Raw genomic sequence first — 15,327 nt, forward strand, 5'->3', positions numbered from 1 at the left:
GAACGATTCGGCACTCGTGGCGGCTTTCTAGGCTGGTTAGCATGAGTGCAGTGAGGGAGGTGGCCATGACCGCCATGCCGATCGACGGACCCGTCGAGGATCATCACGACTCGTCGCACCCGCTGTCCCAACTGCGGACGTACGAGCAGGTCAAGAACCTCGACCTGCCGTTCGATTGGGATCTTGTGGACGGAGTCATCGTGGTCCGGGGGCAGACGAATCAGTGGCACGACCAGGTGCGGGACCGGCTCTTCATGGCCCTGTTCAACGCGCGGATCGGGCCTTACGCGGCGAACGTCGAGCGCTGCGTGCTGCTGGACGAGGACAACACGACCAAGCCGGATGTCGTGGTGTTCGACAAGACCGGCATCGATGTCTTCGAGCTGGAGTGCCTCCCGCCCGAGGCCGTGGTGCTCACCGTGGAGGTCGTCTCGCACGGGACCCGGGCCAACGACCGCTTCCGCAAGCCCGGGCAGTACGCCGACAAGGGCATCCCGTACTACTGGCGGGTCGAGCGCGGCATCGACGACCTGCCGATCGTCCACGAGTTCCACCGGGACGAGGAGAAGGGCGTCTACCTGCCCGTCGCCCAGCACGAGGGCGTGCTGCGCACCACCGTCCCCTACCCCGTGGAGATCGACCTCGCGGCGGTCGTCGAGCTGTGAGGGGGCCGCGCGCCCGTATCCTTGGCGGGTGAGCAGCACCGACCCCACCTCTGACAGCCACCCCCAGCCTTCGGCCGGGGGGACCCCCTTGCTCGGCGGCGCGGACATCCGGGCGCTGGCGGACGCGTTCGGCGTGAAGCCGACCAAGCAGCGCGGGCAGAACTTCGTCATCGACGGCAACACCGTGCGGCGGATCGTCCGGGCCGCGGAGGTGACCGGCGAGGACGCGGTGGTCGAGGTCGGGCCCGGGCTCGGGTCGCTGACGCTCGCGCTGCTGGAGGTCGCCCGGCACGTCACCGCGGTGGAGATCGACCCGGTGCTGGCCCGGCACCTGCCCGACACCGTCGCCGCCCGGATGCCCGGGAAGGCCGAGGCGTTCGACCTGGTGTTCAGCGACGCCATGCTGGTCACCGAGCTGCCCGGCCCCGCGCCGACCGCGCTGGTCGCCAACCTGCCGTACAACGTGGCCGTACCGGTGCTGCTGCACATGCTCGCCACCTTCCCCAGCATCGAGCGCACCCTGGTCATGGTGCAGAGCGAGGTCGCCGACCGGCTCGCCGCCAAGCCCGGCAACAAGGTGTACGGCGTCCCCTCGGTCAAGGCCAACTGGTACGCCGAGGTGAAGCGGGCCGGGGCCATCGGCCGCAACGTCTTCTGGCCCGCCCCCAACGTCGACTCCGGGCTGGTCTCGCTGGTCCGCCGCGACCCGCCGAGCACCACCGCGAGCCGCGAGGAGGTGTTCGCGGTCGTCGACGCCGCGTTCGCCCAGCGCCGCAAGACCCTGCGGGCCGCGCTGACCGGCTGGGCCGGCTCCGCCGCCGGGGCCGAGCAGGCGCTCGCCGCCGCCGGCATCGACCACAAGCTGCGCGGTGAGATGCTCACCGTCGAGCAGTTCGCCGCCATCGCCGAACACAAGCCGGAGTAGGGGAAGGATCCCGTGAGCGTCACGGTACGCGTGCCCGCCAAGGTCAACGTCCAGCTCGGGGTCGGCGGCCTGCGCGCCGACGGCTTCCACGACCTGGCCAACGTCTTCTTCGCGGTCGCCCTCGGCGACGAGGTGACGGCGACGGCGGGCGAGCCCGGCGCGGGCGTCACCCTGAGCTGCACCGGACCGGACGCCGACGCCGTCCCGCTGGACGGGAGCAACCTCGCCGCCCGGGCCGCCCGGCTGCTCGCCGCCCGCCACGGCCTCGCCGAGCCCGACGTCCACCTGCACATCGCCAAGGCCATCCCGGTCGCGGGCGGCATGGCCGGCGGCAGCGCCGACGGCGCGGCGGCGCTGGTCGCCTGCGACGCCCTGTGGGGGCTCGGCACGCCGGCCGGCACGCTGCTGGAGCTGGCCGCCGAGCTCGGCTCGGACGTGCCGTTCGCCCTGGTCGGCGGCGTCGCCCTGGGCCGCGGCCGGGGCGAGATCCTGGAGCCGCTGCCCGTCACCGGCAGCTACCACTGGGTCTTCGCGGTCGCCGACGGCGGCCTGTCCACCCCCGCCGTCTTCCGCGAGTGCGACCGCCTGCGCGAGGAGGCCGGCACCGGCTCCAGCGACGCCGAGGTGCCCACCCCCGACGCCGACCCCGCCCTGCTCGCCGCCCTGGCCGACGGCGACGCCGTCGCGCTGGCCGCCGCCCTGGCCAACGACCTCCAGCCGGCCGCCCTGTCGCTGCGCCCCGCCCTCGCCGACACCCTCCGGGCCGGCACCGCGGCCGGGGCGCTCGGGGCGCTGGTCTCCGGCTCCGGGCCGACCTGCGCCTTCCTGGCCAAGGACACCGAGGGCGCCGAGGCGGTCGCCGCCGCGCTGCGCGCCTCCGGCAGCTGCCGGACCGCGCACGCCACCCACGGGCCGGTGCCGGGCGCGGCCGTGGCGGCGGGCTCGCCGGACGCCGTGGTGCCGGGGCCGGGCGCGTAGCGACCGGTCGGGCTGGTCGGGCCGGCCGGGCTGGTCGGCCGAGCGCGCGGCGACCCGGGACGGGCCCACTAGGCTGGGAGGCTCAGGGCTCCGCCCGAGCCCGGACCGTCGAACCCAGGAGCGCAGCACACGTGGCCGTCAACCTCGCCACCATCGAGTCCGTCACGAAGGTCTACGGCACCCGGGCCCTTCTGGACGGGGTCAGCCTCGGCGTCAGCGAGGGCGACCGGATCGGTGTCGTCGGACGCAACGGCGACGGCAAGACCACCCTGATCCGGATGCTCGCCAAGCTGGAGGAGCCCGACGGCGGCCGGATCACCTGGTCCGGCGGCCTCCAGCTGGCCGTCCTCACCCAGCACGACTCGCTGGACCCGACCGCCACCATCCGGCACGAGGTCATCGCCGACCGCGCCGACCACGAGTGGCTCGGCGACGCCCGCATCCGCGACATCATCGAGGGCCTCTTCGGCGGCCTCGACCTGCCCGGGTTCCCCGACGGCCTGGACACCGTCATCGGCCCGCTCTCCGGCGGCGAGCGCCGCCGCATCGCCCTCGCCAAGCTGCTGCTCGGCTCGCCGGACCTCATCGTCCTCGACGAGCCCACCAACCACCTCGACGTCGAGGGCATCGCCTGGCTCGCCCGACACCTCCAGTCCCGCCGCTCCGGGCTGGTCTGCGTCACCCACGACCGCTGGTTCCTCGACCAGGTCTGCACCCGGATGTGGGACGTCCAGCACGGCGCCGTCCACGAGTACGAGGGCGGCTACTCCGACTACGTCTTCGCGCGCGCCGAGCGGTCCCGGATCGAGGCCGTCGAGGAGCAGAAGCGCCAGAACCTCGCCCGCAAGGAGCTGGCCTGGCTGCGCCGCGGCGCCCCCGCCCGGACCTCCAAGCCCCGCTACCGCATCGAGGCCGCCAACGCGCTCATCGCCGACGTGCCCGAGCCGCGCGACAAGAGCGAGCTGATGAAGTTCGCCAACGCGCGCCTCGGGCGGACGGTCTTCGACCTGGAGGGCGTGACCGTCAAGGCCGGCCCCAAGCTGCTGATGGAGAACCTCACCTGGCAGCTCGGCCCCGGCGACCGGATCGGCCTGCTCGGCGTCAACGGCGCCGGCAAGACCTCGCTGCTGCGCGCGATGCGCGACGCCTACGCCTCGGAGGGCGACGTCCAGCCGACGTCCGGGGTCATCAAGGTCGGCAAGACGGTGCGCCTGGCGTACCTCTCCCAGGAGGTCGCCGAGCTGGAGCCGACCACCCGGGTGCTGCAGGCCGTCGAGCAGGTCCGCTCCCGGGTCGACCTCGGCAAGGGCCGGGAGATGAGCGCCGGCCAGCTCTGCGAGCAGTTCGGCTTCGGCAAGGACAAGCAGTGGACGCCGGTCGGCGACCTCTCCGGCGGCGAGCGGCGCCGGCTCCAGCTGCTCCGGCTGCTGATGGACGAGCCCAACGTGCTGTTCCTCGACGAGCCCACCAACGACCTCGACATCGAGACGCTCAACCAGCTGGAGGACCTGCTCGACGGCTGGCCCGGCTCGATGGTCGTCATCAGCCACGACCGCTTCTTCATCGAGCGGACCACCGACGTGACGTACGCGCTGCTCGGCGACCGGCGGTTGCGGATGCTGCCGAACGGCGTCGACGAGTACCTGGAGCGGCGGGCCGCGATGGCCGCCGCCGCGGCGGCCGCGGCGGCTTCGGCCGCTGCCACCGGTGCGGCAGCGCCGGCGGCGGGCGGCGCGGGGGCCGGGGCGCCCGCGCTGTCCGGCGGGGACCTGCGGGCGGCGAAGAAGGAGATGCAGAAGCTGGAGCGGCAGATCGCCAAGCTGGACGAGAAGGAGTCCAAGCTGCACGCCCAGCTCGCCGAGCACGCCGCCGACTTCTCCAAGGTCGCCGAGCTGGACGGCCGGCTGCGGGCGGTCCGGGAGGAGAAGGAGGAGCTGGAGATGAGCTGGCTGGAGCTGGCCGAGCAGGTCTGAGTCCCCCGGGAGCCGCCGACGAGCGGCCTCTCCCATCCGCACGGCCCGACGGCCCGGCGCGCTGAGCGCCGGGCCGCACGTGTCAAGTTCGTACCGATCGCGTACAAGCGGGCCATGGGCCCTGCCGGTCCGACGGAGGCGGTGGCTACGATGACCGAGGCGCCGCTCGTCCCGAGGCGTGGACGGTGCGGGGCCGCTACGACCGAGTAGTTGACGTTGTGTTGTGTGCGACGGCGATCCGGGAGGCCTGGAGCGCTCCGCACATACGGGGGAGAGGTGAACAGCCGTGCCAGGTGAGGTCCCGCCGAGCTCGGAACCCAGGCCGGATGTGCCCGGCGAGGTGAATCCGTATTCACTCAACGACACGTGGATCGGCCGCACGATCAGCTATGCGCAGGCCAACGTCAGTGCCGTCGGACTGGTGTCCGCGTTCGGCAAGCAGGACGTCACGGTGGAGCTCGACACGCTCACCACGTTCGCGAACAAGATCGAAGCGCTGCTCGCCGCCATGGAAGGGTCGCCGGCCGCACCCTACAAGCTCCAGGAGCAGAAGCTGACCGGTGGAAGCTTCGCCAGTGCGGAGTTCTCGGAGGCGACGGCTCTGACGGCTGCCTACGACAAGGTCCACGCCCAGCTCGTCAAGCTCCACAAGGACTTCATGTCCCAGATCGAGGCCATGAAGAACGCGGTCTCGCAGACGGCGGGCAACTACGCGGGCAACGAGGATCACACCGCTGCCGCGCAGACCACGATCGCGAAGAACGCGGGCGTCGCCACTCCGGCAGCGGGTCCGGACGGGCCGGCGCCGAAGCCGACCAGTGTCACCTACTGATGGCGGCGGTCCGGGGAGAGGTTTTCGGGGAGACGGGGAGTAAGTAGTGGCAGGTGGAACGAACTTCGAGGGCATTCACCACGCCGGGCTCAAGAACATGGTCAAGGGCAGCGACCCCACCAAGGTGCTCAGCCGGGGGACCCAGCTGCAGGCGGCCGGCCGTGTCCTCAAGGACCTGGGTGCGGCACTCAAGGCGCACGCCTCGCAGATCGCCTGGGAAGGGCCGGCTGCCGAGAGCTTCAAGGCCTGGGTCGGCAATCTGCAGCAATCGGCCGCACTGCTCGGCGACTACTCCAAGTCGGCCGGCGACGCGATGCACCAGGCCGGCGAGGCGCTCAGTACCGCGAAGGCGGCCGTACCGGAGGTGCCTGAGCAGGACATCAAGACGGTCAACGGGCGCCAGACGCAGGGCTCGCCCAACCCGATGGCGCTCACCAAGGCCAATCTCACGATCGACGGTGGGACCACCGCGAACATCGACTCGATCATGAAGAGGAGCTACAACTCCAACTGGGTGTCCGAGGCCGATGCGCAAGCCGCAGCCCATCGGGTGTATCTGGCGCACCAGGAAGCCATCCACCAGATGGAGAAGCTGGGGCAGGCGTACGACGCGGCGACGACGAAGCTGAACTCGCTGGGTGATGTGACACTGCCGGGAACGCCGGAGTCCGGTAGTCGAGACAGCTCGTCGGACTACTCGAAGGGCGGTGGCGGTGGCGGTGTCGGTGGCGGGGGCGGCGGAGCCGTTCGCAGCCTTGCGCCGAGCGTTGGTGGTGGCAACGGCCCAGTCGGCGGCGGTTACGTAAGCAGTGGCGGTTCCGTGACGCCGCGTCCGCCCGCGTCGGTGCCGGACGGGCCGAGGACTCCGGGGCACAGCACTCCGATTCCGCCGTCGCACGGTGGTTCGGTGCCGCTGCCGGGCGACCCGGGCACGCCCGGGACGGTGACTCCGCCGACCACGTTCCCCGGGGACCGTCCCGGCACCGGGCTGGACAGCCTGCCGACGGTGCCGACGCTGCCCGGACACACCGGACCGGTGGGGCCGGCGGGTGGCGGCCCCGTGCCGTCGTACCCGCAGGGCGGCGGCCCCGGACAGCCGGGCATCCCGGGTGGCGGGCCCGGTCCCTTCCCGGGTGGCGGGCCGATCCCGTTGGGCGGCACCGGACCGTTCACCGGGGGAACCGTGCCGCTGAAGGGCGGCGGCGGGGGCTCCGTTCCCCCGAACCGGACCAGCACCTTCGGGGGCGGGAACCCGTCGGCGAAGGGTGGTGCCCCGGTGCCGACCAACGGCGGGGCCGTCTTCGGGGCGCGCGAGGCGGCCCAGGGCCGGGCCGGCGGGCCGGCCGGCGGTGGCGGCTTCGGCGGTCCGGGCGGCGCGATGCACCCGGGTGGCGGCGGCCATGGTGGTGGCGCGGTCGGTGGTTCGCGCGGTCGCGGGTACAGCTCGACCGTCGGCGGTGTGGTCGGCGGGGCGAAGGGGCCGGTGGCCGGCGGGGAGTTCACCCCCGGCGGCAGCGGCCTGCGCAACCGGGCGGCCGCAGCCGGGGCTGCGGCGGCCGAGGGCGCGGCGCGGCCGGGCCAGAACGGCATGATGGGCCCGGGCATGACGGGCGGTGCGGGGGAGCGGCGCGAGCGTGAACGGCGCCGGCGGGCCGACTACCTGCACGAGGACGAGGAGACCTGGACCAGCGGTACTCCGAAGAGCAACCCGGGCGTGATTGAGTAGTGCGGAACGACTGCCCGGCCACTGGGCCCACCCGGTGGCCGGGCAGTTCTGCGTGGGCGTGTTCTCGGACAACGGGGAAGTGGCGAGGAGTTGTGATGCGTCGGACGATCGCCGGAGCGCGTCGACGGGTGTTGGCCATTTCGTTCTTGGCGGCGGGCCTTGTGGTCGGGCCGATCGCGGTGCCGGCAGTCGCGGATGGTCCGATGCGTGAGGATCAGTGGCATCTGGATGTCATGCGCGCATCCGAGATGTGGAAGATCACCAAGGGGCAGGGCGTCACGGTCGCGGTGATCGACAGTGGCTTCAAGCTGGATCATCCGGATCTGGCGGGACAGTTCCTGCCCGGCAAGGATTTCAGCGACAGCCCGGGTGGTGTGGGGAGCTACGCCGAGGGGCACGGCACCCAGATGGCCGGCCTCATCGCAGGTACCGGGAAAGCGGACGGTGGAAAGGGGGCGTACGGGCTCGCCCCCGGAGTGAAGATTCTCCCGTTGAAGATCGCCAACGGTTCTGAGAAGCCGATGGTCGCCACGGAGTTCCTCGGCCAGATCGGGCAGGCCGTCGACTACGCGGCCGACCAGGGAGCCCGGGTCATCAACGTTTCCCAGGGGATTGCCGCGTTCAGGGCGTCCGACTCCGACGTGGCGAAGTTGAACGCGTCCCTTGCCCGGGCGAGGGCCAAGGGCTCTCTTGTCGTATCCAGCGTGGGGAACTCGGCTCAGTCGGGTAACCAGGTCGAGTATCCGGGGGCGCTGCCCAACGTCGTCGGTGTAGGGGCTGCCGACCGGAACGGCACGGTGACAGCTGAGTCGCAGCGCGGGCCGCAGGTCACGCTCGTTGCGCCCGGTGTGGACATGATCGAGTCATGCACCGGTTCGACCGGCTACTGCAAGAGTCATGGCACTTCGGACTCGGCGGCCTTGGTGTCGGCTTCGGCGGCTCTGGTATGGGCGGTGCATCCGGATTGGACGGCCAATCAGGTTCTCCGGGTGCTGATCAATACGGCGGGGAAGCCGGTGGACGGTTCGGTTCGGACGGATGATGCCGGGTACGGCGCGGTGCGGCCGCGGGTTGCGCTGACGGATCCGGGTGATCCGGGCCCGGCCGATGTGTCTCCCGTTCCGGTGACGGAGGCGTCGTCCTCGGCGAGCCCGTCGGCAACTGTTGCGTCGAGCGCGCCGGGCGAGCCGACCGCATCCGGGGCGAGCCCGAGCGCTGCGCCGGTGGGCGGCGCTCCCACGGTAGGACCGGACGCGGTGGAACGGTCCGGGTCGGGCAGTGTGGTTCCGGTCGTGGTGGCGGTGGTTGCGGGGCTGGCCGTGGTGCTGGCGGTGGTTGTGGTGGTCGCGAGGCGGCGGGCTGCCGGGGCGCGGCAGGGAGTGGTGGGCGCTGTGCCGCCTCCGCCGGTGTACGGGCCGCCGGAGCCGCCGGGCGACAACCCGTACGCGAGGTGATGTGGGGGGTTGCTGTGGGGGTGTGAGGGCGGCGCCGGGGGGCGTGGGGGGTGGGGTGGGGCGCGGGTGTCACTCGGGTGGGCGCTGTCGGGGGTGGGGTGGGGTCGTCAGGGTTGGGGGCATGGGTGCGACGGGGCAGATGCGGCGGGCCGCTGCGGCGGCGCTGATCGGTACGGCGATCGAGTTCTACGACTTCTTCATCTACGGGACGGCGGCGGCGCTCGTCTTCGGTGAGGTGTTCTTTCCCGAACTGGGCACGGTGGGAGCGCTGTTGGCGGCGTTCTCGGTGTACGCGGTGGCTTTCCTGGCGCGGCCGCTGGGGGCGGTGGTGTTCGGGCACTTCGGGGACCGGCTGGGGCGCAAGACGACGCTGGTGGTGTCGCTGCTGCTGATGGGCCTGTCGACGGCGGCGGTGGGGGTGCTGCCGGGGTTCGCGGCGTGGGGGTGGTGGGCGCCGGTGGCGCTGGTGGTGTTGCGGGTGTGCCAGGGGGTGGGGCTGGGCGGGGAGTGGGGTGGCGCGGCGCTGCTGGTGGCGGAGAACGCGCCGGCGGGGCGGCGGGGGCGGTACGGGGCGTATCTGCAGCTGGGGCCGACGACCGGGTTCGTGCTGGCCAACGGGGTGTTCCTGGCGCTGCAACTCGGGCTGGACGAGGGGGCGTTCCGGTCCTGGGGCTGGCGGGTGCCGTTCCTGGCGTCGCTGGCGCTGGTGGCGGTGGGGCTGTTCGTGCGGCTGCGGCTGGAGGAGACGCCGCTGTTCCGGGGCGAGGCGCGGACCGGGGCCGAGCGGGCGCCGGTGGTGGAGGTGCTGCGCGGGCACTGGCGGACGGTGCTGGTGGGGTGCGGGGCGATCACGGTGGGGTACGCGCTGTTCTACCTGACCACCACGTATGCGCTGGCGTACGCGACGACGGGGCTCGGGGTGCCGAGCACGGTGGTGCTGGCGATGCTGCTGGCCGGGGCGGCGGGGAAGGCGGTGACGGTGTGGCTGAGCGCGCGGCGCAGTGACGAGTGGGGCCGGCGCCGGACGCTGCAGGGGGCGACGGCGCTGGCGGTGGCCTGGGGGCTGGTGCTGTTCCCGCTGCTGGAGACGGAGCGGCGGGAGCTGATGTTCCTGGCGCTGGCGGGGGCCATGGTGGTCCTGGGGTGCCTGCTGGGGCCGCTGGCGGCGTTCCTGCCGGAGCTGTTCCCGACCCGGGTGCGGTACACGGGGGCGGCGCTGACGTACAACCTGGGCGGGGTGGTGGGCGGGGCGACGACGCCGCTGATCGCGACCAGGCTGACCGAGGCGTACGGCACGGCGGAGCCGGTCGGCTGGTACCTGGCGGCGTGGGGGGTGGTGGCGCTGCTCTGCCTGCGGCTGCTGCCGGAGACCCGCGGAACGGACCTGGCGGTGGCGGGTTCGCTGCGCGGCCGGGCGGCCGGGACGGATTTCCCAATCGGCCCCCCGGCCGTGTAATGTCTTCCTTGTTCGAGCGAGCGGGCGGAGCGGAAAGCGAAGCCGGGGAGCACGGACAGGGAACAAGCCCCTATAGCTCAGTCGGTAGAGCGTCTCCATGGTAAGGAGAAGGTCTGCGGTTCGATTCCGCATGGGGGCTCGGTCAGGACCTCCGCCTTCGGGCGGGGGTCCTTTTTGTTGTGCCCGCGAGGCCGGGCCAGGGTCGGGCCACGGCCGGGCGGCAGCCGAGTGGCGGCCGGGTGGTGAGACGGTCCGGTGAGACGGTCTGGCAGGTCGGGTACGGAATGCGCTGTGATGGTGCGTCATCGGACGCCTTCCTCAGCCGGGCGGGGCTGCGGGCGGGACGCCGACCTGGAGGGGTCTCATGGGTGTTCGTCTCGTCGTGGTGGACGACCACCGGTTGCTGGCCGAGGCGCTGGCGACCGCGCTCCAACTGCGCGGTCACCGGGTGCTCGCGGTGGGTTCGCCGGCTTCGTCGGCGGCCGATCTGGTGGCGGGCCGGCGGCCGGAGGTGTGTCTGCTGGGGGTGGCCGCGCCGGGCGAGCCGGGGGCGTTCGACGGTTTGCGGCGGATCCGCCGCGAGCGGCCCGAGGTGGCCGTGATCGTGCTCGGCCCGGTCGGTGAACTGCGGGGCGTGGCAGGGGCGTTCGCCTCGGGGGCGGCCGGGTACGTGCCGAGCGACGAGCGGATCGAGGTGGTCGAGCGGGCCATCGCGCGGGCCCGGGCAGGGGAGGCGGCGGTCGCGGTGGAGGTGCTGCGGGGCGCGTTCGACCAACTGCTGAGGCCGGCGGCCGAGCCGGACGACGAGGCGGTGCGGCTGCTGCGACTGCTGACCCGCCGGGAGGTCCAGGTGCTGGCGCGGATCGCGGACGGCGAGGACACCGCGGCGATCGCGGCGGGGATGCGGATCGCGGCGAGCACGGCCCGTACGCACGTCCAGCGGGTGCTGATGAAGCTCGGCGCGCGGACCCGGCTGGAGGCGGCGGCGGTGGCGGCGCGCACCGGACTGCTGGAGCGGATGGCGCGCGGCTGACCGCCGGGCGACGGGCCGGCGACGGGCGGGTGGACGGCGCCGGAGGCCAGTGGGAAGCGGACGGCGCCCCGGTCGGGAAGGGCCCTCCGGATGGTTCCGAGCACCCCCGGCGGCCAGGGAGAATAGGCCGCAGTCGTACGTACGTCCCCGATGGTCCGCCGACGGCGGTCCATCGCCCGCTGGAGGTCGCATCATGAGTAAGTACCTGGTCACGGGTGGCGCCGGCTATGTCGGCAGTGTGGTCGCCGCCCACCTGCTGGAGGCGGGGCACCAGGTGACCGTCCTGGACGACCTCTCGACCGGCTTCCGCGAGGGCGTGCCGGCCGGTGCCGAGTTCGTCGAGGGCCGGATCCAGGAGGCCGGCAAGGTTCTGGACGCCTCCTTCGACGGCGTGCTGCACTTCGCCGCCTCCTCGCAGGTCGGCGAGTCGGTCGTGGACCCGGAGAAGTACTGGCGCAACAACGTGGCCGGCTCGCTGGAGCTGATCAGCGCGATGCGCGCGGCGGGTGTGCGCAAGCTGGTGTTCTCGTCGACCGCCGCCACCTACGGCGAGCCGGAGTCCGTGCCGATCGCCGAGACGGCCCGCACCGCGCCGACCAACACCTACGGTGCCACCAAGCTGGCCGTGGACCACCTGATCACCAGTGAGGCCGTCGCCCACGGCCTGGCCGCCGTCTCGCTGCGCTACTTCAACGTCGCGGGCGCGTACGGCCAGTACGGTGAGCGCCATGACCCCGAGTCGCACCTGATCCCGCTGGTGTTCCAGGCTGCCCTCGGCCAGCGCGAGCACATCGCGGTGTACGGCGACGACTACCCGACCCCGGACGGCACCTGCATCCGCGACTACATCCACGTCGCGGACCTGGCCGACGCGCACCTGCTGGCGCTGGACGCCGCCAAGCCGGGCGAGCACCTGATCTGCAACCTGGGCAACGGCAGCGGCTTCTCGGTCCGCGAGGTGATCGAGTCGGTCAAGCGGGTCACCGGCCGGGAGATCCCGGTCGTGGTCTCCGGCCGTCGCGCCGGCGACCCGGCCGTGCTGGTGGCCTCCGCCGAGCGCGCCCACCGGGAGCTGGGCTGGACCCCGCGCCGCCCGAACCTGGACGACATCGTCGCCGACGCCTGGAAGTTCACGCTGGAGAAGAACGGCCGGTAGGCCCGCCCGTTCCGGCGCCCACGGAGCGCCGCCCCCCGTCCGGACGGGGGGCGGCGCTCCGGCGTTTCGCGGAAGCGCCGGGGGGAGAACGGCGACGGAGGGGCGGCGACGGTGGGGGAGAGCGGTCGCGGGGCGCCAAGTCACGCCAATTTCGCACCTCCTGACGAAACTTCACCAAACCCCCACCGAGCCAGCGCCCACCCCGTACGCTGATTCCGGTACCGGTGGGGGTCGGTGCCTCGGTTCTTCCGGACATCCGGGAGGCGATCGGCGCAGGACGCGCCCGGACGGCGGCGGTGGGACCGGGCGCCGTCCCGGGCACGGGCCGGAGCTGAGCAGGGGGGAAGTGACGATGGGGCGGATCCGCGTCCTGGTGGTCGACGACCACCGGATCTTCGCCGAGGCACTGGCCGCGGCGCTCGCCGCCGAGCCCGACGTCGAGGTCGGTGCGGCGGGCAGCGCGGCCGCCGCGGAGCGCGCCCTGGAGCGCGCCGCCACCGAGGGGCGGGCGTTCGACGTCGTCCTGGTGGACGCCGACCTCGGGGTGGCCGAGGGCGGGTCCGCCGCGCGCAAGGCCCGCCAGCCGGGTGCCGACCCGCCCGACGCGCTGCGCCGCCGTCCGGCTCCGGCCGTGCCCTCACCCCGCCGCCCCCCGGCGATCCCGAACGCGGGCCCGGCCGGCCCGGCCGGTGCCCCCGGCGGGGCGGTCCGCTACCCGGTCGCCGCCCGCCCGGCCGGCCCGTACCCGGCGGAACCGCATCCGGCGACGGCGACCCCGTCCGCCGCCCAGCCGCCGCCGACGACCGGGCCGTCCACCGCACAGGTCCCCGACGGCATCACCCTGCTGGCCCGCGTCCGCCGCCGTCACCCCGGCCTGCGGGCGATCGTCCTGGCCACCGTCGACGACCCGCAGCGGGCCGCCCGGGCCCTGCACGCCGGCGCCACCGGCTGGGTGGCGAAGGAGAGTTCACTGGCCCGGCTGCTGGCGGTGATCCGGGGCGTGCTGCGGGACGAGACCCATCTGCCGCCCGCGCTGCTCACCGGGGTGATCCGCGAACTCACCACGGCCCGCCGGGACCGCACCGAGAGCGAGCGGCTGGTCGACACGCTCACCCCGCGGGAGAAGCAGATCCTGCGCTGCATGGTCGCGGGCCTCGGCCGGCAGGCCGTCGCCGAGCGGCTCTACCTGTCCCCGCACACCGTCCGCACCCACATGCAGAACGTCCTCGGCAAGCTCGGGGTGCACTCCACCCTGGCCGCCGTCGCGGTGGCCCGCCGGGCGGGCGTCAGCCCGTCCGAACTCGCGGCTCCCGCCGCTCCGCCGTCCGTCGCCACGTCCACCTCTCCCGGCGCCGGCTGATCCGCCCGTCCGTCACACCCAGGTACCGGCCCCGGACCGCCTCCGGCGCCGGCTCAGGTCCGTCAGGTCAGGGAACTTCGGAGGACAGATGTCGCCGCACAGCACTTCCGCACGCCCGCACACGGCCCCGCAGGGCGCGAACGAGGGCGCGAACGACGCCGTGAGCGCGCCGGGCGCCCGGCCGGACGCACCGTCCGGCCGGTCCGATCGGGCCTCCGGCGGCCGTGCCGCGCCGCCGACGGGGCTGCGCACCCTGGTGGTCGGGGCCGGGGCGGCCGGCACCGCGCTGGTGCGCGACCTCGGCCGGGCCCCGGAGTTCGGCCTCGCCCCGATCGGCCTGCTCGACGACGACCCGGCCAAGGCCGGGCAGTCGGTGGACGCCGTGCCCGTCCTCGGCACGCTCGCCGAGCTGACCGCGCTGGCCGTCGAGCACCGTGCCCAGGTCGTCGCGCTGGCCATCCCCGGGCTCGGCCCGCAGCGGGTCCGGGCGCTGGCGACCGCCGCCGCCGCGGCCGGGGCGGCCGTGCGCTACCTGCCCTCCTTCCTCGCCGCGCTGCGCCGCGAGGTGGTCGGCTCCGACATGCGCAGCCTGGACGTCAACCGGCTGATCGGCCGGCACGAGGTGCACGTGGTCTCCGCCGACGTCCGGGACGTGATCGAGGGCCGACGGGTGCTGGTGACCGGCGCCGGCGGCTCGATCGGCAGCGAACTCTGCCGCCAGGTGCACGCGTTCAACCCCAGCGCGCTCTACATGCTCGACCACGACGAGTCCAATCTGCACCGGCTGCAGCTGGAGATCTGGGGCGAGGCGCTGCTGACCGACGAGTCGCTGGTGATCGCCGACATCCGGGACCGGCCGCGGATCCAGCAGATCTTCCGCGACCTCAAGCCCGAGGTGGTCTTCCACGCCGCCGCCCACAAGCACCTGCCGCTGCTGGAGCGCCACCCCAGCGAGGCGGTGAAGTCCAATGTGCTGGGCACCGACCACCTGGTGGAGGCGGCGCTGGCCACCGGTGTCGAGCGGTTCGTGCTGATCTCCACCGACAAGGCGGCCGATCCGACCTCGGTGCTGGGCGCGAGCAAGCGGCTGGCCGAGCTGATCGTCCAGGCGAACGCCCGGGACGCCCGCGATCTGGGCACCGGGGTGTTCTCCGCGGTGCGGTTCGGCAATGTGCTGGGTTCGCGCGGCTCGCTGCTCTCGGTGCTGGCCGAGCAGCTGCGCAGCGGCGGCCCGGTGACGATCACCCATCCCGATGTCACGCGCTTTTTCATGACCATCGAGGAGGCCGTCGGCCTGGTGCTGGAGTCCGGCCGGATGGCGCGCGGCGGCGAGGTGTTCGTGCTGGACATGGGCGAGCCGGTGCGGATCGTCGACCTGGTGCACAACTTCGCCGAGCAGGTGCAGCTGGCCAGGGACGAGGTGGAGATCCGCTACACCGGGCTGCGGGCCGGGGAGAAGCTCAACGAGGCGCTGTTCTCGGAGGGCGAGGAGCGGCTGGCGACCGAGCACACGCGGATCTACGCCACCGTCGCGGACGCCGCGGCCGGGCCGGAGGACCTGGCCGGCGGGCTGACCGGGCTGTACGGGGCGGCGGCGGTGAACAGCGACGACGAGGTGCGCCGGCGGCTGGCCGAGCTGCTGCCGGGCTACCGGACGCCGGAGCCGGTGCCCGCCCCGGTGCCCGCGCTGAGCACGCCGTACCCGGACGGGTTCTGAGGCCGCCGCCGGTTTGCTGCCGCCTGCCTGCCGGGGTGCCGCCCGTCCGCGG

At 73.5% G+C, this 15,327-nt stretch carries 12 protein-coding genes and 1 tRNA gene; all 13 read left to right on the top strand.

Annotated features, from left to right (window positions below):
• Positions 1 to 41 precede the first annotated feature (41 nt).
• Positions 42 to 665 (top strand): Uma2 family endonuclease, encoded by a 624-nt coding sequence (locus ACFU9E_RS01800; RefSeq protein WP_380684017.1) that lies wholly within the window; start codon positions 42 to 44, stop codon positions 663 to 665.
• A 28-nt stretch (positions 666 to 693) separates the two neighbouring features.
• The gene (rsmA, locus tag ACFU9E_RS01805; RefSeq protein ID WP_380684016.1) at positions 694 to 1,590 is read left to right on the top strand and encodes a 16S rRNA (adenine(1518)-N(6)/adenine(1519)-N(6))-dimethyltransferase RsmA; all 897 of its coding nucleotides are present in this window, start codon (positions 694 to 696) and stop codon (positions 1,588 to 1,590) included.
• Positions 1,591 to 1,602: 12 nt separating this feature from the next.
• On the top strand, positions 1,603 to 2,568 hold the full coding sequence (locus tag ACFU9E_RS01810) for a 4-(cytidine 5'-diphospho)-2-C-methyl-D-erythritol kinase (protein WP_380684015.1): 966 nt from the start codon (positions 1,603 to 1,605) through the stop codon (positions 2,566 to 2,568).
• A gap of 131 nt (positions 2,569 to 2,699) precedes the next feature.
• Positions 2,700 to 4,541 (top strand): ABC-F family ATP-binding cassette domain-containing protein, encoded by a 1,842-nt coding sequence (locus tag ACFU9E_RS01815; RefSeq protein ID WP_380684014.1) that lies wholly within the window; start codon positions 2,700 to 2,702, stop codon positions 4,539 to 4,541.
• Between the two features lie 286 nt (positions 4,542 to 4,827).
• The gene (locus tag ACFU9E_RS01820) at positions 4,828 to 5,373 is read left to right on the top strand and encodes a hypothetical protein (protein ID WP_380684013.1); all 546 of its coding nucleotides are present in this window, start codon (positions 4,828 to 4,830) and stop codon (positions 5,371 to 5,373) included.
• A gap of 46 nt (positions 5,374 to 5,419) precedes the next feature.
• On the top strand, positions 5,420 to 7,099 hold the full coding sequence (locus tag ACFU9E_RS01825; protein ID WP_380684012.1) for a WXG100 family type VII secretion target: 1,680 nt from the start codon (positions 5,420 to 5,422) through the stop codon (positions 7,097 to 7,099).
• A gap of 95 nt (positions 7,100 to 7,194) precedes the next feature.
• On the top strand, positions 7,195 to 8,553 hold the full coding sequence (gene mycP, locus ACFU9E_RS01830) for a type VII secretion-associated serine protease mycosin (RefSeq protein WP_380684011.1): 1,359 nt from the start codon (positions 7,195 to 7,197) through the stop codon (positions 8,551 to 8,553).
• Between the two features lie 121 nt (positions 8,554 to 8,674).
• On the top strand, positions 8,675 to 10,009 hold the full coding sequence (locus tag ACFU9E_RS01835; protein ID WP_380684010.1) for an MFS transporter: 1,335 nt from the start codon (positions 8,675 to 8,677) through the stop codon (positions 10,007 to 10,009).
• A 66-nt stretch (positions 10,010 to 10,075) separates the two neighbouring features.
• A tRNA-Thr gene (locus tag ACFU9E_RS01840) sits at positions 10,076 to 10,148 on the top strand.
• Positions 10,149 to 10,373: 225 nt separating this feature from the next.
• The gene (locus ACFU9E_RS01845; protein WP_355370240.1) at positions 10,374 to 11,042 is read left to right on the top strand and encodes a response regulator transcription factor; all 669 of its coding nucleotides are present in this window, start codon (positions 10,374 to 10,376) and stop codon (positions 11,040 to 11,042) included.
• A 193-nt stretch (positions 11,043 to 11,235) separates the two neighbouring features.
• The gene (galE, locus tag ACFU9E_RS01850) at positions 11,236 to 12,198 is read left to right on the top strand and encodes a UDP-glucose 4-epimerase GalE (RefSeq protein WP_380684009.1); all 963 of its coding nucleotides are present in this window, start codon (positions 11,236 to 11,238) and stop codon (positions 12,196 to 12,198) included.
• Positions 12,199 to 12,550: 352 nt separating this feature from the next.
• The gene (locus ACFU9E_RS01855; protein ID WP_380690267.1) at positions 12,551 to 13,558 is read left to right on the top strand and encodes a LuxR C-terminal-related transcriptional regulator; all 1,008 of its coding nucleotides are present in this window, start codon (positions 12,551 to 12,553) and stop codon (positions 13,556 to 13,558) included.
• An 88-nt stretch (positions 13,559 to 13,646) separates the two neighbouring features.
• Complete coding sequence (locus ACFU9E_RS01860; protein ID WP_380714702.1) at positions 13,647 to 15,275, top strand: polysaccharide biosynthesis protein; 1,629 nt, start codon at positions 13,647 to 13,649, stop codon at positions 15,273 to 15,275.
• The last annotated feature ends 52 nt before the right edge of the window (positions 15,276 to 15,327 follow it).

The sequence above is a fragment of the Kitasatospora sp. NPDC057595 genome, from assembly GCF_042800875.1.
Classification (GTDB): domain Bacteria; phylum Actinomycetota; class Actinomycetes; order Streptomycetales; family Streptomycetaceae; genus Kitasatospora.

Coding starts and splice junctions, on each gene's coding strand:
- ACFU9E_RS01800 (WP_380684017.1), top strand. CDS start 42: ATGAGTGCAGTGAGGGAGGTGGCCATGACCGCCATGCCGATCGACGGA.
- mycP (WP_380684011.1), top strand. CDS start 7,195: ATGCGTCGGACGATCGCCGGAGCGCGTCGACGGGTGTTGGCCATTTCG.
- ACFU9E_RS01835 (WP_380684010.1), top strand. CDS start 8,675: ATGGGTGCGACGGGGCAGATGCGGCGGGCCGCTGCGGCGGCGCTGATC.
- ACFU9E_RS01845 (WP_355370240.1), top strand. CDS start 10,374: ATGGGTGTTCGTCTCGTCGTGGTGGACGACCACCGGTTGCTGGCCGAG.
- galE (WP_380684009.1), top strand. CDS start 11,236: ATGAGTAAGTACCTGGTCACGGGTGGCGCCGGCTATGTCGGCAGTGTG.
- ACFU9E_RS01855 (WP_380690267.1), top strand. CDS start 12,551: ATGGGGCGGATCCGCGTCCTGGTGGTCGACGACCACCGGATCTTCGCC.
- ACFU9E_RS01860 (WP_380714702.1), top strand. CDS start 13,647: ATGTCGCCGCACAGCACTTCCGCACGCCCGCACACGGCCCCGCAGGGC.